Origin of the sequence: Halopseudomonas pelagia (assembly GCF_009497895.1) — a bacterium.
Classification (GTDB): Bacteria; Pseudomonadota; Gammaproteobacteria; order Pseudomonadales; family Pseudomonadaceae; genus Halopseudomonas; species Halopseudomonas pelagia_A.
Genome location: NZ_CP033116.1, coordinates 4,174,050 through 4,196,749, shown reverse-complemented (window position 1 = coordinate 4,196,749; position 22,700 = coordinate 4,174,050). Strand labels below are relative to the sequence as shown.

The 22,700-nt window shown below is 57.4% G+C and carries 25 protein-coding genes; 10 read left to right on the top strand and 15 right to left on the bottom strand.

The features are described 5' to 3' along the window. Window positions 1–138: 138 nt before the first annotated feature. Window positions 139–1,347: an alkane 1-monooxygenase gene (locus tag EAO82_RS19280; protein ID WP_096347047.1), complete on the top strand. Its 1,209-nt coding sequence runs from the start codon at window positions 139–141 to the stop codon at window positions 1,345–1,347. After that, window positions 1,344–1,520: a rubredoxin gene (locus tag EAO82_RS19275; RefSeq protein WP_096347048.1), complete on the top strand. Its 177-nt coding sequence runs from the start codon at window positions 1,344–1,346 to the stop codon at window positions 1,518–1,520. Before EAO82_RS19280 ends, EAO82_RS19275 begins: the two co-directional genes overlap by 4 nt. Here EAO82_RS19275 and EAO82_RS19270 read toward each other — a convergent pair. The 4 genes from EAO82_RS19270 to EAO82_RS19255 all read right to left on the bottom strand — a co-directional run bounded on the left by EAO82_RS19270 (window position 1,517) and on the right by EAO82_RS19255 (window position 6,994). Then, window positions 1,517–3,478, bottom strand: a complete 1,962-nt coding sequence (locus EAO82_RS19270; protein WP_096347049.1) for an SLC13 family permease — start codon at window positions 3,476–3,478, stop codon at window positions 1,517–1,519. The two genes, EAO82_RS19275 and EAO82_RS19270, sit on opposite strands and share 4 nt — an antisense overlap. A 42-nt stretch (window positions 3,479–3,520) precedes the next feature. Continuing rightward, window positions 3,521–4,900 carry an ATP-dependent RNA helicase DbpA gene (dbpA, locus tag EAO82_RS19265; RefSeq protein ID WP_096347050.1) on the bottom strand — a complete coding sequence of 460 codons (1,380 nt, stop codon included), beginning with the start codon at window positions 4,898–4,900 and terminating at the stop codon, window positions 3,521–3,523. A gap of 94 nt (window positions 4,901–4,994) precedes the next feature. Continuing rightward, the gene (locus EAO82_RS19260; protein WP_096347051.1) at window positions 4,995–5,954 is read right to left on the bottom strand and encodes a GGDEF domain-containing protein; all 960 of its coding nucleotides are present in this window, start codon (window positions 5,952–5,954) and stop codon (window positions 4,995–4,997) included. 35 nt (window positions 5,955–5,989) lie between these two features. After that, window positions 5,990–6,994 (bottom strand): response regulator, encoded by a 1,005-nt coding sequence (locus tag EAO82_RS19255; protein WP_096347052.1) that lies wholly within the window; start codon window positions 6,992–6,994, stop codon window positions 5,990–5,992. A 267-nt stretch (window positions 6,995–7,261) separates the two neighbouring features. Here EAO82_RS19255 and EAO82_RS19250 point away from each other — a divergent pair, with 267 nt between their 5' ends. Beyond that, a complete protein-coding gene (locus tag EAO82_RS19250) occupies window positions 7,262–8,317 on the top strand; it encodes a GGDEF domain-containing protein (protein ID WP_096347053.1) in 1,056 nt (351 codons plus the stop codon). 123 nt (window positions 8,318–8,440) lie between these two features. Continuing rightward, on the top strand, window positions 8,441–9,562 hold the full coding sequence (gene ald / locus EAO82_RS19245) for an alanine dehydrogenase (RefSeq protein WP_096347143.1): 1,122 nt from the start codon (window positions 8,441–8,443) through the stop codon (window positions 9,560–9,562). Here the strand turns inward: ald and EAO82_RS19240 are convergent. Continuing rightward, on the bottom strand, window positions 9,526–10,452 hold the full coding sequence (locus EAO82_RS19240) for an acyltransferase (RefSeq protein ID WP_096347054.1): 927 nt from the start codon (window positions 10,450–10,452) through the stop codon (window positions 9,526–9,528). The genes ald and EAO82_RS19240 overlap by 37 nt on opposite strands. Before the next feature lie 193 nt (window positions 10,453–10,645). On the opposite strand from EAO82_RS19240, the gene lnt reads away from it, so the two are divergent. Further along, window positions 10,646–12,250, top strand: a complete 1,605-nt coding sequence (lnt, locus tag EAO82_RS19235) for an apolipoprotein N-acyltransferase (protein WP_096347055.1) — start codon at window positions 10,646–10,648, stop codon at window positions 12,248–12,250. Window positions 12,251–12,259: 9 nt separating this feature from the next. Here the strand turns inward: lnt and EAO82_RS19230 are convergent, their stop codons facing one another. From EAO82_RS19230 to EAO82_RS19215, 4 genes are all read right to left on the bottom strand, one after another. Beyond that, a complete protein-coding gene (locus EAO82_RS19230; protein WP_174959046.1) occupies window positions 12,260–13,216 on the bottom strand; it encodes a cation diffusion facilitator family transporter in 957 nt (318 codons plus the stop codon). Next, window positions 13,213–13,827, bottom strand: coding sequence for a transporter substrate-binding domain-containing protein (locus EAO82_RS19225; RefSeq protein ID WP_174959044.1), 615 nt, complete (start codon window positions 13,825–13,827; stop codon window positions 13,213–13,215). Before EAO82_RS19225 ends, EAO82_RS19230 begins: the two co-directional genes overlap by 4 nt. A 213-nt stretch (window positions 13,828–14,040) precedes the next feature. After that, window positions 14,041–15,261 (bottom strand): NAD(P)/FAD-dependent oxidoreductase, encoded by a 1,221-nt coding sequence (locus EAO82_RS19220; RefSeq protein WP_096347058.1) that lies wholly within the window; start codon window positions 15,259–15,261, stop codon window positions 14,041–14,043. A gap of 30 nt (window positions 15,262–15,291) precedes the next feature. Then, on the bottom strand, window positions 15,292–15,813 hold the full coding sequence (locus EAO82_RS19215) for an RNA methyltransferase (RefSeq protein ID WP_096347059.1): 522 nt from the start codon (window positions 15,811–15,813) through the stop codon (window positions 15,292–15,294). 117 nt (window positions 15,814–15,930) lie between these two features. Here EAO82_RS19215 and EAO82_RS19210 point away from each other — a divergent pair, with 117 nt between their 5' ends. Beyond that, a complete protein-coding gene (locus EAO82_RS19210; protein ID WP_096347060.1) occupies window positions 15,931–16,200 on the top strand; it encodes an RNA recognition motif domain-containing protein in 270 nt (89 codons plus the stop codon). Further along, complete coding sequence (locus EAO82_RS19205) at window positions 16,193–16,414, top strand: VF530 family protein (protein WP_231703246.1); 222 nt, start codon at window positions 16,193–16,195, stop codon at window positions 16,412–16,414. The genes EAO82_RS19210 and EAO82_RS19205 overlap by 8 nt, the downstream gene beginning before the upstream one ends. 40 nt (window positions 16,415–16,454) lie before the next feature. Here EAO82_RS19205 and EAO82_RS19200 read toward each other — a convergent pair whose 3' ends face one another. The 5 genes from EAO82_RS19200 to EAO82_RS19180 form a co-directional block, all read right to left on the bottom strand. Next, the gene (locus EAO82_RS19200; RefSeq protein ID WP_410402938.1) at window positions 16,455–17,864 is read right to left on the bottom strand and encodes a diguanylate cyclase domain-containing protein; all 1,410 of its coding nucleotides are present in this window, start codon (window positions 17,862–17,864) and stop codon (window positions 16,455–16,457) included. Between the two features lie 122 nt (window positions 17,865–17,986). Further along, window positions 17,987–18,226 carry a DUF1289 domain-containing protein gene (locus EAO82_RS19195; RefSeq protein WP_218838630.1) on the bottom strand — a complete coding sequence of 80 codons (240 nt, stop codon included), beginning with the start codon at window positions 18,224–18,226 and terminating at the stop codon, window positions 17,987–17,989. A 34-nt stretch (window positions 18,227–18,260) separates the two neighbouring features. Next, window positions 18,261–19,076, bottom strand: coding sequence for a metallophosphoesterase family protein (locus tag EAO82_RS19190; protein ID WP_096347063.1), 816 nt, complete (start codon window positions 19,074–19,076; stop codon window positions 18,261–18,263). Continuing rightward, window positions 19,073–20,092, bottom strand: coding sequence for a diacylglycerol/lipid kinase family protein (locus EAO82_RS19185; protein ID WP_174959041.1), 1,020 nt, complete (start codon window positions 20,090–20,092; stop codon window positions 19,073–19,075). The genes EAO82_RS19190 and EAO82_RS19185 overlap by 4 nt, the downstream gene beginning before the upstream one ends. A gap of 48 nt (window positions 20,093–20,140) precedes the next feature. Then, the gene (locus tag EAO82_RS19180) at window positions 20,141–20,407 is read right to left on the bottom strand and encodes a DksA/TraR family C4-type zinc finger protein (protein ID WP_096347064.1); all 267 of its coding nucleotides are present in this window, start codon (window positions 20,405–20,407) and stop codon (window positions 20,141–20,143) included. Between the two features lie 121 nt (window positions 20,408–20,528). Between EAO82_RS19180 and EAO82_RS19175 the strand changes: the two genes are divergently transcribed. The 3 genes from EAO82_RS19175 (at window position 20,529) to EAO82_RS19165 (ending at window position 22,075) form a co-directional block, all read left to right on the top strand. Beyond that, the gene (locus EAO82_RS19175; RefSeq protein ID WP_022961673.1) at window positions 20,529–20,678 is read left to right on the top strand and encodes a DUF3096 domain-containing protein; all 150 of its coding nucleotides are present in this window, start codon (window positions 20,529–20,531) and stop codon (window positions 20,676–20,678) included. Window positions 20,679–20,792: 114 nt separating this feature from the next. Continuing rightward, window positions 20,793–21,650: a DMT family transporter gene (locus EAO82_RS19170; protein ID WP_096347065.1), complete on the top strand. Its 858-nt coding sequence runs from the start codon at window positions 20,793–20,795 to the stop codon at window positions 21,648–21,650. 251 nt (window positions 21,651–21,901) lie between these two features. Beyond that, entirely contained in the window at window positions 21,902–22,075 is a 174-nt protein-coding gene (locus EAO82_RS19165; protein ID WP_096347066.1) for a YqaE/Pmp3 family membrane protein, read from the top strand. 59 nt (window positions 22,076–22,134) lie between these two features. On the opposite strand, the gene EAO82_RS19160 is transcribed toward EAO82_RS19165, so the two are convergent. After that, window positions 22,135–22,542, bottom strand: a complete 408-nt coding sequence (locus tag EAO82_RS19160; RefSeq protein ID WP_096347067.1) for a hypothetical protein — start codon at window positions 22,540–22,542, stop codon at window positions 22,135–22,137. Window positions 22,543–22,700 lie beyond the last annotated feature (158 nt).

Here is a 22,700-nt window from a genome sequence, read left to right as displayed (position 1 = left end):
GTTTGGCCGTCTGCGCGGGATGTGTTGTCACATTATGACGATTTATTGCCCGTTGCAACGGTAGGTTTTAGTTTGAGGCGGGAGCAATATCGAGTGGTTAGTGGATGTCTTATCACAATAATAAAAGAGTGCCCGCCCATGAACAGTGCCGCCCAAGCCGCGCCGCCGGCTAGCGATTATGTCGACCGCAAACGCCATCTCTGGCTGTTCTCTCTGCTGGTGCCTTGCACCGCGTTGATAGGTCCGCTGATGTATATGTTGGTATCGCCCAAACTGCTGTGGTTATGGATGCCGACATTGTTTTCCTACACGGTCATTCCGTTACTGGATGCGCTGATTGGCGAGGATCGCAGTAACCCGCCGGAAGAAGCAGTACCCGCCCTGGAGGCTGATCGCTATTACCGTTACGTCACCTATGCACTGGTGCCGATTCTGTGGCTCAGCTTTCTGGTCAGCGTGATCTTTCTTGGCACCCACGAACTGCCCTGGCATGGCACACTGGCGGTGGTTCTCGCCGCTGGCGGTACCTTGGGTTACGGTCTGAATCTCGGGCATGAGATGGGCCACAAGAAGACCACGCTTGAGCGTTGGCTGGCGAAGATCACGCTGGCCCTAGGGTTCTACGGACATTTCTTCGTCGAGCATAACCGCGGCCATCATCGGGATGTGGCAACACCTGCAGACCCGGCCTCCGCGCGCATGGGTGAAAGTATCTACCGCTTTGTCTTTCGGGAAATGCCTGGCGCTTTTTTTCGCGCCTGGGATCTGGAAGCGGAGCGTCTGGATCGCTGTGGAAAATCAGTCTGGAGCCTGGACAATGAAATCATCCAGCCGGCGCTGATCAGCATCGTGCTCTACGCAACGCTGGTCGCGATCCTGGGGCTGGATATCATTCCGGCTTTGTTGCTGATTGCATTCTGGGGTGCATTTCAACTGACGCAAGCCAACTATATCGAACACTACGGTCTGCTGCGTCAGCAATTGCCTAATGGGCGTTACGAGCGCTGCCAGCCTTGGCATTCCTGGAACAGTAATCATCTGTTCTCCAACTGGGCGCTGTTCCATTTGCAACGTCACTCCGACCATCACGCGCACCCTACCCGGCGCTATCAGTCACTACGTGATTTCCCTGATCTGCCACGCCTGCCCAATGGTTACTTTGGCATGTACCTGGTCGCCTATTTCCCACCGCTCTGGTTCAAGCTCATGGACAAGCGCCTGTTGGCCGCCGTGGGGTGGGACCCGGCCAGAATCAATTTCGAGCCAGCCAAACGTGACAGGCTCATGCGTCAATACGCGCTGGGAAATGGCGGGCATGCTCAGCCGGATACGGAGGTAGTGGCATGAAGGTGTATCTGTGCCCTGAGTGCGGCTACGAGTACAGCGAGGCAGCTGGCGATGCGCACATGGGCTTTGCCCCAGGCACGCGCTGGGAGCAGGTGCCTGAGGGGTTTGTCTGTCCGGATTGTGCGATCAGTTACAAAGAGGACTTTAGCTGCCGAGATGATGCGGCCGCTTAAAGCGGCCACACCACCAGCAGGATGGGAATGCTCACAGCGATTACCAGCAGCTCCAGTGGCAACCCCAACCGCCAGTAGTCACCAAAGCGAAATCCGCCGGGACCGAGGATCAGTGTATTGTTCTGATGGCCGATCGGCGTGAGGAATGCGCAGGACGCGCCAATGGCTACGGCCATCAGGAAGCTGTCAGGGTTCACTTGCAGTTGGCTGGAAATACTCAGCGCGATCGGACACATGACGGCGGCGGTGGCAGCGTTGTTCATGAAATCGGATAGCGTCATGGTGATGACCAGCACCAGCGCCAGGCCAATGATCGCGTTGCTCTGCGCGACATTTTCCAGCAGCGTCCTGGCCAGCAGGTCGGCCGCTCCGGTGTCGGCCATCGCTGCCGCCAGCGGCATCAGCGCTCCAAGCAGCACGATGATCGGCCAGTCGACCGCTTCATAGATACGCCGCAGCGGTATCACCTTGGTCAGCATGTAACCAATGACCCCGAGCGTAAACGCCAGGGCGGCGGGCAATAACCCGGTAGCCGCGAGCAAGATGGAGCCGAACATGATGGCAACGGCGGTAATTGCCTTGCGCTTGTCTGGAATCAGGATAGATCTCTGGGCCAGCGGCACGCAGCGGTACTCGGAAGCAAAGCTATTGATTGCCTCTGGTGAGCCCTGCATCAGCAGCACATCACCGGCATCGAGGTTGGTCCAGCGTAAGCGTTTTATCGAGCGGTGACCCTGACGGGAAATCGCCAGCAGATTAATACCGAAGCGCGTACGAATCTGAATGTCGGTAGCGCTGCGGCCGATTAATAATGAGCTGGGCTGAACGGCGAGTTCCTGTATGACGATTTCCTCGTCGGCGCTGCTGCTGGTGTCCGCTTCTTTGGGCTTGTCCTGCTGCTCCTGTGCCTCGCTGTCGGCGGCCGCGACCTCGGACTCCTGCGCTTTGCGATCGCTTGGAGACTCTGCTCTGGCGTTCTCTGCATGCGTGTCCTCGGCCGACCGAATCTCACTTTCAGTCGAGGGTTCGGTTTCGCTCTGCGCTTCTTCTTCCTTGGCAGGCGACATCGGGACCGCTTCTTCCAGCTTGAGACCCAGTCGCGTCAGCGTACCGCCCAGGGCTTCAGGATCGGCCTCGATGACCAGGATGTCGCCGGCCTTCAATACTCTGCCGGGGAAGGGCGCAGTCACCCGGAAGTCGTTGCGCACCATGCCGACGATTTGCGCATCACTGTCATCCAGCAGTTTCTCGATCTCACGCAAAGTCTTGCCAGCAACCTTGGCATTCTCTTCAATCCGCACTTCGGTCAGATAGGTCCCGGTATCGAAACTGTCTGCGTCCTGTTTATTACGGTTTGGCACCAGCCAGCGACCGGTGAGCACGCAGAAAATAATGCCGATAGCCGCCACCGCCAAACCGACGGGAGTGAAATCGAACATGCTGAATCCGGTGCCGGTTTCGGTGGCTCGGAAGCCAGCGACAATCAGGTTGGGAGGCGTACCGATCAGTGTCGTCATCCCGCCCAGAATGGTGCCGAAAGCCAACGGCATCAGCGCCTTTCCGGGGGCAATGCCCTGGCGTATCGCAACCTGCATGGCAATCGGCATTAGCAGCGCCATCGCGCCGACGTTGTTCATGAAGGCAGAGAGGAAGGCGCCCAGCAGGGTCAGTACGCCAATACTCAGTAACGGTCCGCCGCGCTTGGGTAGGACCTTCTGTGCCATGGATTCCACCGCGCCCGTGGTCTGCAAGCCGTAGCTCAAAATCAACACCGCCGCCACGGTAATCACCGCCGGCTGTGCGAATCCACTGAACGCTTGATCGCTACCGACCAGCCCAGCGAGCACGCAGGCCATCAGTGCGATCAGTGCGACCACGTCATGCCGTAGTCGGCCCCACAAGAATAGGCCAACGGTGGCCCCCAAAATACTGAAGATCAGTGCCTGATCCGTGGTCATGTTGCAGTTCCAGAGCAAGGGGCTAGAAAGGGAAAGCTGGTGTCAGAGCAGGCGGATTTTGAAGCGCCGGCCTTTGATCTTGCCCTGCTCCAGCTTCTGCTGAGCGACAGGCGCAAGGTCGCGGCGGATGGCAACCAGTGCTTGATAATCCGTGATACTGATTTTACCGATAGCGTCGGCCGGCAAGCCGGCTTCGCCGGTCAGAGCGCCAAGCAGGTCGCCAGGACGCACCTTGTCCTTGCGACCGCCTGCGATGGCCAGGGTGCGCATGGGCGCCACCAGTGGTTGTTCCAGTGCCGCCGGCAAGCCACTCAGATCATGCCAGGCCAGCGGAGTTCCCTGGGCTGCTTCAATACTGCTGGCGCGGCCGCCCTCGGCAGGTGCAACCAGACTCAAGGCCAAGCCCGGCTCACCCGCGCGGCCACTGCGGCCAATGCGGTGCGTATGCAAGGCGGGATCTGGGGACAATTCAACATTGATCACTGCCGCTACGCCGGCCACGTCAATACCTCGGGCGGCTACGTCGGTAGCCACCAGCACGCTGCAGCTCTGATTGGCAAACAAGGCCAGCACTTCGTCGCGTTCGCGCTGCTCCATGTCGCCGTGCAGGGTCAGGGCGCTGATCTTGTTGGCCTGCAGGTGTTGAAGCAGATCCTGGCACTGCTGACGGGTATGACAGAAAGCAATGCAGGGTTGCGGCCGTTCGGAAGCGAGCAGGCGTACCACTGCCTGCAAGCGCTCGGCTGGTTTGATTTCATAAAAGCGTTGTTCGATCGGGTTGAGCGGCTCAGCCTCGACAATACTGACGCGCTCGGGCGACTGCAGGAAGCGTCCCGCCAGGCTGTCTATCGAAGGCGGATAAGTCGCGGAGAACAGCAGCGTTTGCCGGCGCTTGGGCGCCAGGCTGATAATCTCGGCGATCGCGTCGTAAAAACCCATATCGAGCATACGGTCGGCTTCATCCAATACCAGGCAATTAAGCCCGCTTAGTTCAAGAGTGCCGCGGTCCAGGTGATCCTTGATCCGCCCCGGTGTGCCGACAATCACGTGCGCGCCCTGTTCCAAGGAAGCCGCCTGGGGCCCAAAGGGCGTGCCACCGCACAGGGTGATGATTTTGATGTTGGGCAGGCCCCGAGCCAATGTGCGCAAAGTCGTGGCGGATTGCGCAGCAAGCTCACGAGTCGGGCTTAGCACCAGTGCCTGACAACCAAAAAAGGCCGGGTTCAGCGGGGTCAGCAAGCCAATGCCGAAGGCCGCAGTTTTACCGCTGCCGGTTCGTGACTGGGCGATCAGATCCTTGCCCGCGAGGATCACCGGCAATGCCTGCGCCTGGATCGGCGTCATTTCGGTGAAGCCCAGATGGTCAAGGGTGTCTAGAATTGGCTGGGGCAACGCGAGGCTGGAAAAGGAAGTCGGATTCACGCAAACAATACCTTGGAAAACGGTTGCTCAGTGTAACAGAGCGGCCCCCATCAGGCTGTGTCGATATCATTTCAGATCGGGAGTGTCTGCCCCGTTAGGGCGCTTCCGCCTGAGTGGTGCAATTGCGACCCTTTTCCTTGGACTGGTAAAGCGCCTTGTCAGCTACTTCAATCAGTTCCTGATGGGTGGTCATCCCTTCATGCAGCTCGGTGACGCCGAGGCTGATGGTGACCTTAAGGACCTCGTCCATATGTTCGATCTTCAGCCGCTCTACTGCGTGACGCAGGCGCTCGGCAAATTGCATTGCGCCCTCGATTGCGGTATCCGGAAGCATCACAACAAACTCCTCGCCACCATACCGTCCGGCGAAATCGGTTTCGCGGGCAAGCTGCTTGGTAATCCGCGCTACTTCACGGATCACTTCGTCGCCCAATTGGTGGCCATAGGTATCGTTGAAGCGTTTGAAGTGGTCGATATCGAACATCACCAGGCTGCCTGGGCTTTGATAGCGCATATGCCGGGCGAACTCGCGTTCCAGGCATTCTTCCCAGTAGCGGCGATTGAGCAGCCCGGTCAGGCCGTCGCGCAGCGCCAGTTCTCGTAGTTGGGTATTGGCCGATTCCAGCTGCCGCTTGTTGATCGCCACGCCGGTGACGTCATAAATGATCAGGCACACATGATCGGTAATGCTGCTGGTACTGCGCAGCGGCAATATGGTGACGTTCTGGTACATTTCGTCAGCCAGCCCGGTGATCGGCTGGTAGCTCTTGAAATGCACCAGGTTCGGCCGCTGCTCCCAGATGGTGAACGCGCGTGTGCCGAGCATGACGGCAGTTTCAACCTTCTTCTTGAACCAGTTTGGTTCAATCTCCGGGAACAGCTCGAACAGCGACTTGCGCGCCGCTTCGTCCGAGCCAATGCCGGAATGGTTCTCCATGAAGCTGTTCCATACTTCGATCCGGTAGTCTCGATCCATGACCACGACTCCAACATCAATGCTCTGGACGATATCCAGTAACCAGTGGAGTTCATTGATGTCAAATTGAGCAGGCATGGCAGGAGTCCTATGGGCAATCAATCGAAAGGGCGTCAATCGATCATGAAGTCGAGTTTTTCACGCAGCCGAGGGAGGGAGTCTTCGGTAAACAGCAGCAACAGGTCGAAATGGATGTCCATACCCTCCAGGCTGTAGCTGATTTCCACTGCCAGGGTACGTTTCCAGCGGCGCTGGTTGATGCGGATCAGATCTTCTATCGGGCAATGTTGGCCGAGGACCAATGGGTGGCCCTGGGATAGATTGATATTGAGCTGTTCAGACAATCCGTTCAGGCATGCGCCGATGATGATGCTGGCCAGATCCAGCAGCATTTCCAGTTTTGCTGACTCGTCTTCCTGAGTGTTCAGCAGCTTGGCGACATCGTTGATTTCGGCATCATGGAAGACCAGCAATGCTTCACCGGCAATACCACCGCCGATGTAGCCCTGGCAGATTGCCGACAGGCGTTCGCCACGCTGGGCGTCGGCGAGGGTCATGTGCAACTCGCCGACTTCCAGAATATTGACATTGGGAATAGGCAGTTGGATAAACACGCCGAGCACGCGCCCGAGCAATTCGGCTGCCCGGCCCATGGCGATGTTGGTGACCTCGCGGAAAGCATCGCGGAAGGACACGTTGGGCAAATCGGAAAATGCCTCCACAGGAGCGGATGGTGCTCTGGTCAGCGGAATATCAACACCCAGCGCGTTCAAGGCTTCGGCCAGCTGCAGCGGGTCTGCCGGCTTTTTGATAAATGCCTTGGCACCCAGGGCTTTGGCCCGGCGTACCGCTTCCTCCTGAACATCGCCGGAGACCACGATGACATCGACCTGCAGGCCTTCTTCGCGCAGTTTGGCCAGCACGCCGAAGCCGTCCATTTCGGGCATGGTCAGGTCCAGCAGCACAACCTGTCCCAAGCCTTCCCTGATCGCCTCCAGACCTTCCCGGCCATTGGTAGCCTGGGAAATGCGAAATGGCCAATTGGAAGGTAATGCACGGATAAGCTGCTTGCGGGCCATATTGGAATCGTCGCACACCAGCAGGGGTATGGTGCTCACATCCGCTATCCTTGTTACGTAAAAAGTTACGTGAAAAGTTACACGAAGACTAAGTGTCTTGTTTCGAGTCGGTTAAAGAGATAATTGAAAAAGAAGGCATTTGGCCATATTTTGCACAAGCATGCCAATATATTGGCCTATTGAGAAGTCATTATGTGCAGATGTCGAGTTTTTTTACTGTGACGCAGGACAAAGGCCGAATATCATTCGAGCCACGATTGCCGGGACACTCTGTTGCATAATAGATAATAAGGCGAGGGGGTTAGGATGCCTGAAGCGCTGGAAACCAGTCAGCAGCACCGCAGGCTGGTGCTCAAGGCTTTGCTGTGGCTCACCGTCGGCGGAGGATTGGTCTTCGGTGCGGTGAATGTCGGCAGGGAGATGTGGCTGCTTGCCGGCCTGGAAATCATTTACGCCTTATTCGCCCTGAGTCTGCTGCGTATCGTCGATACCACGCCGCATTTGCGGATGTGGACGCTTATATATCTTTTCCCTTTTTTCGCTTTGATGACCTTTGCGCTGGTACTGCCCCGCACCTCCTTTACCGTTTTTGCCTGGATCCAGACGGTACCGATCATCTGTTATCTGCTACTCGGGCTGCGCGGTGGCTTGTGGATGTCACTGGGGTTTCTCAGCCTCGGGGTGGTGGCTTTTAACTACCGCTATATGACCGATGACTCCTGGCTGAATATTATGGTGGCAGCTAACGTCGGTTTGAGCAGCGCCGCCATCCTGCTGTTCTCGCACATTTACGAACGCAGCCGGGTGGCTAATGAGGCGCGCCTGCTGGAGCTGGCCAGTACCGATACGCTGACCGGACTGGCCAACCGTATGAAGCTTGCCGAGGTTTTTCAGCGAGAGCGCAGCCATGCGCTGCGTGACAACAATCCGTTGTCACTGATTATTCTGGACCTGGATCATTTCAAGCATGTGAATGATCAGTTCGGCCATGAGGGCGGTGACCGCGCCCTGCGTCATATCGCGCAGCTGTTGCCCCAACGCCTGCGCGATACTGATCTGTTTTGCCGGCTGGGAGGTGAAGAATTTGCCGTTTTGTTGCCCGGCGCCGATCTTGCGCAGGCGGCGGAACGGGCCAATAAGCTGCGCGAGTTGTTGGCCGAGCATCCGCCGCAGATTGCCGAGGCTAGTCAGGTGATGACCTTCAGTGCCGGGGTGGCGACATTGGGGGAGGATGGACAGAGCCTGGATAGCCTGATGGTCATCGCCGACCGACGCATGTATGAGGCCAAAGGCGGCGGGCGCAACCAGGTGGTCGCCGCCGGCCAACAGTACCATCTGGCACCGATGTCCTCGGGCCGTTGAGGCGCGCTTATGGGTAGCGCCTTCTGTTGATAATAATTTACGACGTGTAAATTTAATTGAATATCTGGTTAAGCCTTCTAGACTGATACTGAGCTAGTTGGCTTAACTCAGGAGGTGATGTTCATGCACGTCGGTGTCCCCAAGGAAATCAAGAATCATGAATATCGGGTCGGCCTGACACCCGCGGCGGTGGCTGAGCTGGTGATGCACGGTCATCAAGTGTCCATTGAGCATAATGCTGGCGCTGCCATCGGCTTTAGCGATGCGGACTACCAGCAGGCCGGCGCCCAGTTGGCCGACGTGGACACGCTGTTTGCCGAGGCCCAGTTGATCGTCAAGGTCAAGGAACCGCAGGCCGCCGAGCGCGCACGGTTGCGCGAAGGCCAGATCCTGTTTACCTATCTGCATCTGGCACCTGATCCGGAACAAACCAATGACCTGCTTGCCAGCGGCGCGACCGGTATCGCCTACGAGACGGTGACCGATGCGCGCGGACATCTGCCGCTGCTGGCGCCAATGTCCGAGGTCGCAGGGCGCATGGCAATTCAAGCAGGTGCAGGCTGCCTGGAAAAGGCCCGGGGCGGGCGTGGGGTATTGCTCGGCGGCGTACCGGGCGTGCCGCGTGGCAAGGTGGTGATCCTCGGCGGTGGGGTCGTGGGCAGCAACGCGCTGGCCATGGCGGTAGGCGTAGGTGCGGAAGTGACGGTGCTGGACAAGAGTCCGGATGTACTGCGCCGGCTGGATGCCGAATACGGCAACCGGATTCAGACACTGTATTCCACCGCCACCACGCTTGAGCAGGAAGTCATTGCCGCTGACCTGGTGGTAGGCGCGGTGCTGATTCCAGGTGCAGCTGCGCCGAAGTTGATCAGTGCCGAGCTGATCGCACGGATGCAGCCCGGCGCGGTACTGGTCGATGTTGCCATTGATCAGGGCGGCTGTGCGGAAACCTCGCGGGCGACCACTCATGCCGAGCCGACCTATGTAGTCGATCAGGTGGTGCATTACTGCGTTGCCAATATGCCCGGCGCCGTGGCCCGTACCGCCACCCAGGCATTAAACAATGCGACCTTGCCATTCGTACTGGCGTTAGCGAACAAAGGTGTCAGGCAGGCGCTGGAAGACGATCCTCATTTGCTTAGCGGGTTGAATATTGCCCAGGGCAAACTGACCAATGCGGGTGTCGGCGACGCCTTGAATATTGCGGTTCAACCTCTGGCAGACGCATTGGCGGCGTTGTCTTGAAGGTGAATTTCGGCACGTAACGCGGTGAGCCGCCGGTCCTTGTCGAGCCATAACTGGTTAACCCAGTCCTGGACATGCGCGCGAAAGTGCGGGTCATTGCTGTAGTCGCCTTCGAATATGTTAGATGACAGTTCCATGCCGCGGATATCGACGATGACCCGCTCTACTCGGCCGCACAGTAAAGCCCAGAAGCCGGGTGGTTTGCCTTCGGGGTAGAGAATGCTGACATCCAGCAGGGATTTCATCTGTTCGCCCAGCGCGGCCATAACGAACGCGATACCGCCGGACTTGGGTTTGAGCAAGTTGGCAAAGGGCGAGCGTTGCTGGCGGTGTTTCGTATCTGTGTAACGCGTCCCTTCGATAAAATTGACTACCGTGACAGGCAAGTCCTGAAATTTCTCGCAGGCCTGGCGGGTGATCTCCAGATCCTTGCCCTGGTCCTCGGGAAAGCGCGCCAGATGCGCTTTGCTGTACCGTTTCATGAAGGGGTAGTCCAGAGCCCAGAATGCCAGGCCGAGAAACGGGATCCAGATCAGTTCCTTCTTCAGGAAGAACTTGAAATAAGGTGTCTTGCGATTGAATGCCTGCAGCAGGGCCGGAATATCCACCCAGGACTGGTGGTTACTGACCACCAGGTAAGAATGCTGTGGATTAAGCGGTACGTCGCAGCGAATATCCCAGATGGTCGGGGTCATCCTGTTGAACGCCCATTTGACACTTTCGGCCCAGCTTTCGGCAACCCACATCACCGCTTTGGAGGAGGCACGACGCCAAACGGGAAGGGGGATGAGGACTTTGATCAGCGCGAATATCAGCATCGGGCCAATGCCTATCAGGGTGAACAGCAGAATCATCAGGCACGTCAGAGTGCCGGTTAACCATGGCGGCATAGGTTCTCTTCCCATTGATACTATTCAAGAATACCGATTTTTCGCTGGCTTGACAGGCTGACGCTAAAAACGCGGCCGTTCTTTTCACCCGAACAGGCTATTGCTCCCAGCCGCCCCGCTGACTAAGGTTTTGACGTTCTGGCTATCGGCGCTTCCCTTCGTTAGCAGACACTGGCCTGTTTGGAGACAAGAGATGCCCCGGCTTGATCCCGCTTCTTCAGCTATGGATATTCCGCTGAGCCGATCTGAGCCGGCCACTCTGGGGTGGTTGCCGCGCGTATTGCTGGCGCTGGCCGGTGGATTATTGATGGGCCTTCCCTGGTTGGATCAGGCCATGTACTGGACCGCTTGGTTCGGCAGCGTTCCTCTGCTATTTGCCTTGCAGGGTGTGCGCTGGTCTTCCGCGCTGCTGCTGGGATCGCTGGCGGGTGTGGCTTATTTCTCCATTGCCAGTTATTGGATTATCCAGTTTCTGATCAACCTGCGAGATTTCAGTTGGCCGATCGCCGCGCTTCTCAGCTCGGTTTTCTGGTGTTTTGCCGGCTTCTCCATAGGCCTTTCCTGTGCGCTTCTCCGCTGGCTTTCGACACGCTTGCCGACCTGGGACTTGTTGAGCTTTCCCCTGTGCATGGTATTGATAATGAGTGTCTACCCGCTGCTTTTTGGCGCCTACTACGCCGAGCCGCAGGCGCAGTTCCTAATGGCATTGCAGGGCGTTTCGCTGTTCGGTGTGCAGGCGCTGGATATGTTGATATTGATGACTGGTGTGCTGGTCTTTCAATTCATCACTGGCCAGGGGCGCGGCCAGCGCTTGGGGCAGTTGCTGGCTTTGGCCTTGTTGGCAGCATGGTTCACCTATGGATTGATCAGCTTGCATCACTGGGATGATCTTATGGGCGGCTGGGACGTTCGCCGTGTCGGCCTGGTGCAACCTGATGACGCAGTAACCCTGGCGGTACCTGAACCGCCAACGGGCTTTAGCCGCGAGTACCCGCCGGAAATGGCTGCCGTTGAGCGGCTGGCGCAGGCGGGCGCCGAGTTGGTGGTCTGGCCTGAGGCCCGGTACAAGGGCTATTTTGATCACTATAGCGTGCGACTGAGCTATGCCGAAAAACTGCGGGCGAGCGGCGTTTCACTGATTTTGCATGACGCCGAACGAGCATGGGAGGGCAGCCAGAAACTGCATTTCAATGCATTGGCCTACCTGGACGGGGAGGGCAGACAGCGTGGGGTTTACCGAAAAATGCGGCTGATGCCCTTCGGCGAATACCTGCCGACCTTTTTCCATCTGCCGGGCATCGGCTGGTTGACCAGGACGTTCTTCGGTGAGTTTTTAACCCCGCTGGAACCTGGGCAGCGTCACGAGATTTTCAATGTCAACGGCATGCGCATCGTACCGAAAATCTGTTACGAGACGGCGTTCCCAGCATTTATCGCCAACTCGATTGGGCAAGACGCTGCGGGTAAGGTGCTGCTGTTCGTCTCCCAGGATAACTGGTTCGGCGAGACCACTCAGCCGTTTCAGCACAGCGCCATGTCTGTCGTGCGAGGGGTGGAAAATCGCGTTCCAATGATTCACTTGATCAACAATGGGCCATCGGTGGTGGCCGCGCCGAACGGCCGCATCATTGCTGAGACAGATGCATTTGCGCCCGCTGAATTGCTTGCTGCAATGCCCCATTCTGTTTCTGCCGGCGGAAGTTTTTACAGCCGCTATCCGCAATTGCTGCCAATCGTGCTGTACACAAGCTTGGCAATGTTGATATTTCTGGCACTCTGGCGCCGACCAAGCCTCTAGCGCGAGCGGTCAGTCCAGTTCGATGCTTTCGACCGGCATCAGCACCAGGCTCTTCAGGCGCCAGTCGAGTTTGGCGCTTTGTTGAACCAATTGTTCTGCACGGCCGGCAGTGATGGTGTGGTCGTGGAACACCACAAGGATTTCGCCGGAAATAATGTGACCTTCTTCCCTGAGTCTGGCTCTCGCATCAATCACATCAGTGTGCTGGACTAGCGTTTCTCGAATCGCCTCCTCAATACGCAGCGGTTTGCCGCTGGATACCTCGGTAGGGCGGCGGTCCATCAGGTTGCCCATGGCATGTCGGACGTTGCCGACACCATCCTTGAGGACATCCAGAGCGATAATGCCCGCAGCGACCGCATCGGCCCACCAGAACCCCATGCCTAGCCCCAATACTCCGCCGATACCGGCAGCCGCAGTCAGCCAGTCAGCCTTGTTCATGGTGGCATCGGCATACAGGGTGCTCTCGTGCAGATCCCGAGCCAAGCGCAATTTCATGCGCCCAAGGATCATGGGCGGAATCATGCTGTAGATGAGCGCGGCGATCATTATCCAGCCTGACCAGATACCCCAGCTATTACCGGCGAAATGAAAGTGCCCGAGCGTTGGATGATGTTGTTGTATCAGCGTTGTGGCCGAGTCGTAGAGCATGAACAGACCGAAAAGCAGGATAGCCACGGCCGCGGCAAGAAACGCCAGAAGTGATGCCCTGCTGTATCCATAAGGATGGCTGGCATTGGGCCTTTTCCTGCGCAGTTGCATGGCCAGCAGAAAGGTGATGGGTGGCGTCAGGCTGAGAACGTCTTCTATTAACGCCATTTTCATCGCCTGGGATGAGCCCATGGCCAGCGCCATGACGGCAACGATGCTGAGCATGAAGCCGATGGACCACCACTCCAGACGTATGGCTTTGGCCAGGCCAGCTTCCTTGTCCGCCGGCAACTGGTAATCGGTGTACAGCTTCATGGCCTGCTCCGGTGCTGCCATAACTCCGCTTCCAACTGCCCGACATCTACGTTAGCTAGCACGAAGCGCTCCAGGCGCATCAATAACGCATTCTCCCCGGACGGAACTGCCAATACCTGTTGGAGCTCGCGCAAAACCACGTCGCTGGCGTGCCAACCCATCCCCCGTACCTCCCACATTTGCGCGGCGATAGCGTCGTCACTGCCAGACAGATTGTCGTTTTCGTTCACCCGGGCATCGCGGTTCTGAAGCAAGCGTTTAAGTCCGCTGGTTGGCCGTATGGTCACTTCACGCCCATCCAGCGGATCCAACTGGTCCGCTTCTTCCCGCGTCCCGACCACGGCCGTGTTCTTATAATAGGGTAGAGTGAGGCCGATCTCTTTCTGCCAGGGAGTGCTACTAGTCAGGCCGCCAGCTACTACATCAAGTGAATATTGTTTAAGAGCCTCAAACAATTCCTCTTCGCTGCCCCAATGCCACTCTATGTCCACGCCTAACTGTTCGGCAAAATCCGTGAGCAACTCGGCTTCAGGCCCGACTGGTAGCGATTCCACCTCGGCTATCCAGGGTGGATTGGCAACCACACCGACGCGCATGGTGCCACGTTCCAAAATCCGTTCCAGGCTGTGGTGGGGGTCGCGAGGGAAGTCGCCAGCGAGGGGTTCGCAGCCAGCAACGAGAAAGAGGCACAGTAGCAGGCCGCTCCACGTGCATAGAGGGTCACGGGATAGACAAACAAGGTGCATGGCAATTCTCCGTTGCAATAGCTGTTGCATTCGACCGGAGCGTCTTGGCGAGGGTTCCGTTGTTATGTCAGCGTGCGCTCAAACCACCTGCCCTGCGCTGTAGCCGGATGACCAGGCCCATTGGAAGTTGAAGCCGCCCAAGTGCCCGGTGACATCCAGCACTTCGCCAATAAAATACAGACCTGGCTGTTGCTTGGCTTCCATGGTCTTGGAGCTGATGCCAGCGGTGTCGACACCGCCGAGGGTGACTTCGGCGGTGCGATAGCCTTCGGTGGCCGAAGGCTTGAGCTGCCAGGCATTGAGCAACTGGCCGACGCGCTGCAGGTCTCGGTCGCTGAATTCGGCTAAAGGGGATTCTTCTTTGCCGGGCCACCATAGTGTCTGTAACTCGCTTACCAGGGCTTTGGGCAGCAGCTGCGACAGGAGCGTTTTCAGTCTTCCGCGGCCCTGCTCCTGCTTGTGTTGCAATAGCCACTGCGTGGCATCCTGCTCGGGCAACAGGTCAATGCTGATGGCGTCGCCCGGGTACCAGTAGTTGGATATCTGCAGCATCGCCGGACCGCTGAGACCGCGATGGGTGAAAAGCATGGCTTCGGCGAAGGTGGTGCCATTGCAACTGACACTGACCTCCAGCGCGGTGCCGCTCAGGCGTTCACACAGGCTCTTGATGTTGTCACTGAACATGAAGGGTACCAGCCCGGCACGCCTTTCAGTCACTGACAATCCGAACTGGCGAGCAATCTCGTAGCCTACACCGCTGCCGCCCAGGGTCGGCACCGACAACGCGCCAGTGGCGACCACCAATGACTGGCATTGCAGCGTCTGTGGACGGCCGTCGTGGTGCAGCTCAAGTTGATAGCGGCGATTGTCGCCGTCCAGCGCACTGATGCTGTCCAGTTCGCAATGGCTGCGAACCTGAGCGCCAGCCTCGGCGCATTCATCCAGCAGCATGGCGACGATATCCTTGGCTGATTCCTTGCAGAACAACTGGCTGTGCTTGCGCTCTTCGTAGGCGATACCGTGCTTTTCCACCAGCGCGATAAAGTCCCACTGGGTGTAGCCCTTGAGTGCGGATTTGCAAAAATGCGGGTTGGCGGAGAGAAAATTGTCCGCTTCGACAAAGTGGTTGGTGAAGTTGCAGCGCCCGCCGCCGGACATGAGGATCTTCTTTCCGACCTTGTTGGCCCGCTCGAGGATCAGTACGCTGCGCCCGCGCTGGGCTGCGGTAAAGCCGCACAACAGACCGGAGGCACCGGCGCCGAGAATGATGACGTCATGGTATTCGCAAGCGGGTGGCACGGTGGTTTATTCCTGAATGCAGAGAGAGGTTTACTGAGGGGCGGGTTGTTTGACTCGCACACTGTTATTGGTATCGCGGCTGCTGCGAATCAACGCATCACTGCCCTGCGCCCGCACCGATTTTGCCAGCCGATCGTAGAGCACTACATTGACGCTCGCCGCGAGATTCATGCAGCCCACAGTTGGCACGTAAACCACCGCATCGGCACGATCGACCAGCGCTTGATCCAGGCTGCCGTCTTCGGGGCCGAATACATAGAGCGCGTTGTCGGGATGCACGAAAAGCGGGAGGGCGGTAGCGCCTTCGACCAGCTCTACACAAACCACGCTGGTGCCATCCGGCAGATCGCCGAGCAGTTCAGTCACGCCTGTGAGCGGAATGCTCAGGCTGACGTTCTTGGTGTCGGTATGAAAGCGTGCGGCGCGGTCATAGCGCCCGCCGGTATAGCGCACCTCATTCACCTGATAACAGCCGGCGGCGCGCATAACCGCGCCGACATTGCTCGGGCTCTTGGGATCGATCAGGCCGATAATGACAAAAGATGCTGGCATGCAGGGCTCGTGTGTTGGGTGCTGGCCGCTGAGTTGATGGGGTCAGCAGCGCTTGCCCGTGAAGCCCGGGCCGGATAGGCGTATAGTGTGCGGATCGCATTCTACCACGGACCGCCCATGAAACTGCTGATTCGCAATCTTGCCCGTACCACCACTGAAACCGAGCTGCGCAACCTGTTTGAAGGGCATGGCCTGGTGACCGAATGCACGCTGGTGCTGGACAAGGTCACCGGCGGTTCCAAGGGCTTCGGTTTTGTCGAAATGCCCAAGCATGATGACGCCAAGGCTGCGATCAAGGCATTGAATAATCTGGAAGTGGGCGGCAGTCGCATTCGGGTGAAAAAGGATGAATCCGCCGAGGCAGCGCAGGGCGCCCCGCGTGGCTGAGCAGCAACATGCTGACCCGCTGCACGGCGTTACCTTGAAGGTGATCGTCAGCACCTTGGTCGAACGCTATGGCTGGGAAGAGCTTGGGCAGCGGATTAATATCAAGTGCTTCACCACCGACCCAAGCATTAATTCCAGCCTGAAATTCTTGCGCAAGACGCCTTGGGCGCGGGAAAAAGTCGAAGCGCTGTACCTGTACACGCTGCGTTGCTAAGCCTGAGCCTCAGCCTGGCCTGTGCGACAATTCTAATTGCTCAGTGACCCATGTTATCCGACCGATCTTTCTTCAGCGCGATTTCAAAGCGGTTGCCGCCACTTTGCTTGGCGTAGTACATCGCGCGGTCTGCGAGATTCAGCAATTCGTTTTGCTCGTCCGCGTGTTCAGGGTAGAGCGCAATACCGATACTCGGAATAATCGTCAGGCTGTGCTCGGCAAGATGAAAGGGCATGTTCAACTGTTCGCGAATTTTTTCTGCCACCAGCAGCGCATGTTCGGGCTGGCTGATGTTCTCGAGCAGAATAACGAATTCATCCCCGCCTACCCGTGAGACTGTGTCGACTTCACGGACACACTGGCGCAGGCGATCCGCCACGGCTCGCAGCAATTGGTCGCCGATGCCATGGCCGTAGGTGTCGTTGACCTGTTTGAATTTGTCCAAATCCAGATATAACAGTGACACCTTACCGTTGTCACGTCGCGCTCTGGCCAGCGCCTGCTCCATGCGATCGAAGAGCAGGGTCCGGTTGGGCAGTTCGGTCAGATGATCGTAATGCGAGAGGAATTGCAGTCGCGACTGCATCTGCATGCGCTGTACCGCAGAGGCGATCTGTGTAGAGACATAATGCAACAGCTCCAGATCCCTGCTGGTGTAGCGCTGGGTAGTGGAGCTGCTGTGCAGGAGCAGGGCGCCGAAGGTGCCGCGGGTAGTGATCAGGGGTACCCCGAGCCAGTTCAGCGAGCTGGTGTCGCTCAGCGCATGCAGGGCTATGTCATCTGCTGGGGTGTCGGCGGTGAGTAGCAAAGGGGCACTTGAGGCAATGATTTCTGCACCAAGTGTTCTGGCGTCGACCGATTCTCGGGCGTCCGGTGAGTTATGCTGATCGGCGTAATAAGGGAAGTTCAGCGAGCCAGTGTCTTCCTCGCGCAGGGCGACACAGAACAGATTCAACGGTAGTAGTCGGGCGACGATCTGGTGAATCAGCAGGAACAGAGCGGCCAGATCCTCAGCGCTATTGGCCGCCTCGGAAATCGCGTAAACCGCAGCCTGCAGCGCTTCGGTTTTTTTCTGCTCAGTCACATCATGAGCGACGGCGACGCGCAACTGCTCCTCTTCAGACCAACTGGCTGACCACATGATGTGCACAATCTGCCCATCCTTGCGGACATAGCGATTCTCGAAATGATTTTTCTGCTGGCCGAGCATGACTTCCCTGGCGGTGGCCAAGGTCTTTTCACGATCATCTGGATACACCAGATCCATCATTGATGTGCCGACCAACTCTTCGCACGTATAGCCGAAAATGCGCTCGCAGGCACCACTGATGTAAACGAAGTGTCCCTGGGGATCTACCACGCAGATGGCGTCGAGTAACAGGTCCATCACTTTGGGAGAGGGGGAATACAAGTCAGGACCCTTTGCAGCAACTGAATCACGTATTGGCATCGCGTGTGCCCTGTTGACGGTAAGGCAACTCGCCATGATCCAAGGATAGTCGATGTGCGCTGGTGTGGCTATCCGCCTTTGGGCGTTGCCAGCCAGCTGGGGTAGGAAAGTTGAGTGCCCGCTCAGCGTCGCCCGGCTCGCTCCTGAGCTTTGCGGTAGAGCGCCCGCAAGGCCTTCGCCGGCTTGGTGGGGCCGCTACCGTGAGAGGCGAGCACGCGGGTCCAGATCGCGTGCTTGTCTTTGTCCGAGAGTCGTTTCCAGGCCTTCTTTTCCTCATGGGTGCGCCCGCATGCTTTGCAAATATCATGCTTGTTGAATTCGCAAATATCGATGCAGGGCTTTTTGGTGATGAACTCGGACATGGGTGCTCTGGCTAATGCCTCTCTGGCTATGTTTTCAGGCTGGGTTACGGCTGATGGCTACGGCGGTACTGCGTGCCGATTCAAAGCGTTGTGAGGTCTGTGAGTAATCCCAGCGTTCAACTACGCACTGGGGTTTACCCTGAACGTGCTGGTAACTGATCAGATTCACCGAGTTGGAAATATTGCCGCGTACCCGCTCGGACACGGCAGTGCCGGCCTGAACCGTCCAGGCTTGCCGTCCTTCTTTGCCCTCTTTGCCGTATAAGGGCAGTACATAAGGCAAGTGAATGTGCCCGCCGAGAACCAGGTCCATGCCAGCGTCGACCCAGGCCGGTACAGCTTTTTCACGGTTTATCATCAGGTTGGCGGTATCGGTGGCTTCCACCGCGCGTACTGGGTGATGCTGGACCACCACCCGCAGCTGGTCTGGATCCGCCTGGCGCAACCGCCCGGCGACCCGCTCGATCTGCTCGTCAGTCAGTTCGCCATTCTTGTGTCGGCCAGGACGAGTGCTGTTTACTCCGATCACCAGCATGCGATCGGTCTCGAATTCAGGTTCAAGTTCATCACCAAAGTACCGGCGATAGTTGCGGTAAGGGCTGAACAGGCGCGCCAGTAGATTGAATAGCGGTAAATCGTGGTTGCCTGGCACGCTGAGCAGCGGCGCATTTAGCTGATCAGTGAAATCTTTGGCCGCCGCGAACTGTACGCGCCGAGCACGCTGGGTGATATCGCCGCTGAGGATCACCAGCTCGGGCGTGTGCTCTCGGCACAGTTGCCTGATTGCTGCCATAACCTCTGGTCGTTCGGTGCCAAAATGCGTATCGGATATTTGCAGCAGCCGGATCATGCAATCTCCCGCAGTTCAGGATCGCGGGCGACCAGTAAAGGCAGTTGATGTTCTGCCACCTTGAATATCAGAGGGGAGCGCATATAGGAAATTTCGCCATCCATGGCCACTTTGGTGCGTTTGCGTCCCGCACCCAGGCGCACGGTCATGGTATTGAAGCCGAAGCTGATCACGTGTTCATCCTCTCCCAGGCGACTCAGCAGACCGCGTAACAGGATGCCATACAGGTTGAGGGTACTGAGTGGTTTGGAAGTGATTGCGACCAAATGACTGTTGCTATGTTGCACCTCGGGTTTCCGGTCCAGCCCCATGTGCTTGAGCTGCAGCGCGTTATTGTCGACGACGATGGTTGGCGTGCGTAAGACCTCGCGCTTGCCTTCATGATCTATCTGTACCTTGAGCTGGCGGTGCGCCCTGAAGAGGGTCGCCAGGGCCGACCAGAGTGCAACCAGCCTGCTGCGACCAAAGCGCTGCTTGTAAGCCTCGCGGTCCTCAAGCAGCTGCGGGTACAGTCCCAGGCTAGCGTTGACCAGAAATACCTTATCGTTCAACAGCCCGACATTGACCGGCTGGATTCGGGCATCGACTAGACAGCGAGCGGCGATCTCGGTTTCCTGGGAAATGCCGTAGGCCCGGCCAAAATAATTAAATGTGCCCTGCGGCAGAATGCCGAAGGGCACACCTGAGCCCAGTACCACCTGGCTGACGGCGTTGAGGGTGCCGTCGCCGCCTACCGCGACCACAATCCCACCCTGCTCCCTGGCTAATGCCACTGCTTTTTTAGCGGTGGGTATGAGCTCTGCTCCATCATCAACTGCCATCAGCTCATATCGACGGTTGGATTCCTGCATGACGCGGGCAATGGTGTCCTGGATATCCTGCGCCTTCTGGCTGCCGGATCCAGTATTCATGACCATGAAAAAAGGCTCGTTACCGGTCAATTCCGGCATGGGTTCACGCGCTTGTTCTTCTTCAATTTCAATGTTGTCTTCGCTGACATTGCTAGGTTGTGTCATGCAGTTCTGATATCCCTTGAAAAGTGAATTGCATATCGCTGAACTGAATCAGCGCAGCTGGCTATCCTTGCTGCCGCGACGGTTATAGCCGCCGTGCTGGGCCTGGGCATGATCCTCTGCGGCCTGGCAATTGACGCACAATCGCACCCCTGGCAGGGCCTTGCGCCTTGCCTCCGGTATGGCTGCGTCGCATTCTTCGCAGTGGTGCAAGCTTTCGCCTTTGGGCAACTGGCTGCGCGCGCGCTGTACCGCCTCATCGACGGTATCATCAATCTGATCCTGTACGGCGCCATCTTGCGCCCAGCCTGTAGCCATGAAATCCTCCGATTGACCGTTATGAACTTGCTGCCGTGGCGGCCGGTCCAAGATGAATCCTCACAGAGGATAGACAGCAAAACGCCACAACAATTCGCAATCACTTCGCAAGGAATATGCAATGAACATCGCTTTGACGCCCCTGATATCTCTGATTGCCGGTATCCTGATCTTGATCATGCCGCGGTTGCTGAATTACATCGTCGCTATTTATCTGATCATTATTGGTTTGGTTGGCCTGTTTGGCGGAGGCCTGAACTTCCGTCTGTGAGCTGGGGGCTACCAGCCATTGCGGTGGCTGGTAGCCTGGATGCGTCTAAAGACTAATTGAAAGCCTGTTGTCCAGAGTCTAGGGTTGTCGATTGTTGACGACCGGACCGTCGCCATGACTCACGCCGTACCTCTACGCTTCGTTTTGCTCACCTGCCTGGCTATGCTGGCTTTCGCCGGCAATTCGCTTTTATGCCGACTGGCCCTGCGCGATACGGACATAGACCCTGCCAGTTTTACTGCCATTCGCATCGTCTCCGGAGCACTCACGCTGCTGGTGCTGCTGTATGTCCGAACCAGAAGCGAGGCCATGGCGGGGAATTGGCGTTCCGCGCTCGCGCTATTTGTTTACGCGGCGGCATTTTCATTGGCCTATGTTCATCTTCAGGCAGGGGCCGGTGCACTCCTGCTGTTTGGCGCCGTGCAGCTGACGATGACCGGATGGGGTCTGGTACGTGGTGAGCGGCTTAGAACCGTGCAAACGCTCGGATTGATACTGGCAGTGGCCGGCCTGCTTATCTTGTTGCTGCCCGGCGCCGATGCGCCACCTCTGCTAGGTGGCAGTCTGATGCTGGTATCTGGCCTGGCCTGGGGAATTTATTCATTGATCGGGCGCGGCGCAGGCGACCCGTTAGCGGCCACCGCGGGAAATTTTCTACGCGCGACGCCCTTTGCGTTGCTGTTATTGGTGCCCTTTTTCGGCAGCCTCAGCGTGGATGCGCCTGGTCTGATTTACGCGCTGCTTTCGGGCGCGCTGACCTCTGGTGTCGGATACGCCCTCTGGTATAGCGCACTGAAGGGATTAACCGCAATTCAGGGTGCCAGTGTGCAGCTGAGTGTGCCGATCATCGCGGCGCTGGCAGGAGCCTTGCTGCTGAATGAGAGCATTACGGTCCGCCTGGTACTGGTCGCTGTTATGACTCTAGGCGGCATCGCGTTGGTGGTCTGGGGTCGACAGCGCGTGCCGAGCTAAGGTCCCATGCCCGCCGAGCAGTTGGGCCACATCCTTCGATAGCCGTGCCGGGATCAGCCGGCTGATCTGAAATGCCCTTTCAAGAATATCGCCCGCGTGCGACACGTTGTTTCCGGGTTTACGGTGGAGTTCGATTCGCAAACGCATGATTCGGCCTGTAGAACCATTGGCTTAATAACAGACGCTCAGAACTTCTGGGGCAATGCGGGTGTCTGAGCTAGTGTTCGTCCTACATATTATAAGGAGCCATCATGGCTGTTACAGCGACTGATCCAATCAAGATTATCTTCGCGATCCTGTTACCCCCGCTCGGCGTATTTATGGAGGTGGGCTTCAAGGGTCACTTCTGGCTGAATATTCTGTTGACGTTGTTCGGCTTTATTCCGGGCATCATTCACGCGTTGTATGTGATCCTGAAGCACTAAAAAAGGCCAAGCCGGACAGGTATCGAGCGCAGCGGGACCGATCCGTTCCTGCTTCTCCATCAGATATCTATGGCCAGATGCCAGCGGACTTGATGCTGATTTAGCGTTTCAAGTATCTGCTGGTATTCGCTCAGGTCCTCCATGATGTCCTGCTGCTTTTCCAGCACATCTGGATGTGAGCCAAGATAATCAGCCAGCGCGCGCACGGTTATCAGGCCATCGGCCGCTGCAAACCATTCTTCTTCCGGTGTGCTGAGCGGTTCTTCGTCACCGTCCAGATAAGCTTCCAGAAGCGCTTCTGTCTCCTGTGCATCGACACTGAAAAAATCCATTAATGGACTGACGCCCAGCTTTAGACAAAGCTGTTCGAGGCGTTCCTCATCGGTGTGCGCAATGGATTTGCCGTTAACGAATATTTCCAGACCGGCTATTTCCTGTTCCGCGGCGATATACCAAGCCAGACCCATAGGTGCTTCCTCAAAACTATATGATTGCCCGAATGATGCGCTTTTGTCGTTAGCCTGTTCAAGCGCGGGAAGTGTGCGCCAAGTCGTGGTTTTTGATTAATATCGCGCAAATAAAAACCCCCGGACCAGCCGGGGGTTTTATCGAGGGTCTCAGCCGC

What these genes read in the sequence shown, in the direction of transcription:
- lnt (WP_096347055.1), top strand. Translation starts at nt 10,646, where the DNA reads ATGCCCCGGCTTGATCCCGCTTCTTCAGCTATGGATATTCCGCTGAGC.
- EAO82_RS19230 (WP_174959046.1), bottom strand. Translation starts at nt 13,216, where the DNA reads ATGAAGCTGTACACCGATTACCAGTTGCCGGCGGACAAGGAAGCTGGC.
- EAO82_RS19240 (WP_096347054.1), bottom strand. Translation starts at nt 10,452, where the DNA reads ATGCCGCCATGGTTAACCGGCACTCTGACGTGCCTGATGATTCTGCTG.
- EAO82_RS19210 (WP_096347060.1), top strand. Translation starts at nt 15,931, where the DNA reads ATGAAACTGCTGATTCGCAATCTTGCCCGTACCACCACTGAAACCGAG.
- EAO82_RS19215 (WP_096347059.1), bottom strand. Translation starts at nt 15,813, where the DNA reads ATGCCAGCATCTTTTGTCATTATCGGCCTGATCGATCCCAAGAGCCCG.
- EAO82_RS19270 (WP_096347049.1), bottom strand. Translation starts at nt 3,478, where the DNA reads ATGACCACGGATCAGGCACTGATCTTCAGTATTTTGGGGGCCACCGTT.
- EAO82_RS19200 (WP_410402938.1), bottom strand. Translation starts at nt 17,864, where the DNA reads ATGCCAATACGTGATTCAGTTGCTGCAAAGGGTCCTGACTTGTATTCC.
- EAO82_RS19175 (WP_022961673.1), top strand. Translation starts at nt 20,529, where the DNA reads ATGAACATCGCTTTGACGCCCCTGATATCTCTGATTGCCGGTATCCTG.
- EAO82_RS19170 (WP_096347065.1), top strand. Translation starts at nt 20,793, where the DNA reads ATGACTCACGCCGTACCTCTACGCTTCGTTTTGCTCACCTGCCTGGCT.
- EAO82_RS19275 (WP_096347048.1), top strand. Translation starts at nt 1,344, where the DNA reads ATGAAGGTGTATCTGTGCCCTGAGTGCGGCTACGAGTACAGCGAGGCA.
- ald (WP_096347143.1), top strand. Translation starts at nt 8,441, where the DNA reads ATGCACGTCGGTGTCCCCAAGGAAATCAAGAATCATGAATATCGGGTC.
- EAO82_RS19185 (WP_174959041.1), bottom strand. Translation starts at nt 20,092, where the DNA reads ATGACACAACCTAGCAATGTCAGCGAAGACAACATTGAAATTGAAGAA.
- EAO82_RS19250 (WP_096347053.1), top strand. Translation starts at nt 7,262, where the DNA reads ATGCCTGAAGCGCTGGAAACCAGTCAGCAGCACCGCAGGCTGGTGCTC.
- EAO82_RS19165 (WP_096347066.1), top strand. Translation starts at nt 21,902, where the DNA reads ATGGCTGTTACAGCGACTGATCCAATCAAGATTATCTTCGCGATCCTG.
- EAO82_RS19190 (WP_096347063.1), bottom strand. Translation starts at nt 19,076, where the DNA reads ATGATCCGGCTGCTGCAAATATCCGATACGCATTTTGGCACCGAACGA.
- EAO82_RS19280 (WP_096347047.1), top strand. Translation starts at nt 139, where the DNA reads ATGAACAGTGCCGCCCAAGCCGCGCCGCCGGCTAGCGATTATGTCGAC.
- EAO82_RS19195 (WP_218838630.1), bottom strand. Translation starts at nt 18,226, where the DNA reads ATGTCCGAGTTCATCACCAAAAAGCCCTGCATCGATATTTGCGAATTC.
- EAO82_RS19260 (WP_096347051.1), bottom strand. Translation starts at nt 5,954, where the DNA reads ATGCCTGCTCAATTTGACATCAATGAACTCCACTGGTTACTGGATATC.
- EAO82_RS19160 (WP_096347067.1), bottom strand. Translation starts at nt 22,542, where the DNA reads ATGGGTCTGGCTTGGTATATCGCCGCGGAACAGGAAATAGCCGGTCTG.
- EAO82_RS19180 (WP_096347064.1), bottom strand. Translation starts at nt 20,407, where the DNA reads ATGGCTACAGGCTGGGCGCAAGATGGCGCCGTACAGGATCAGATTGAT.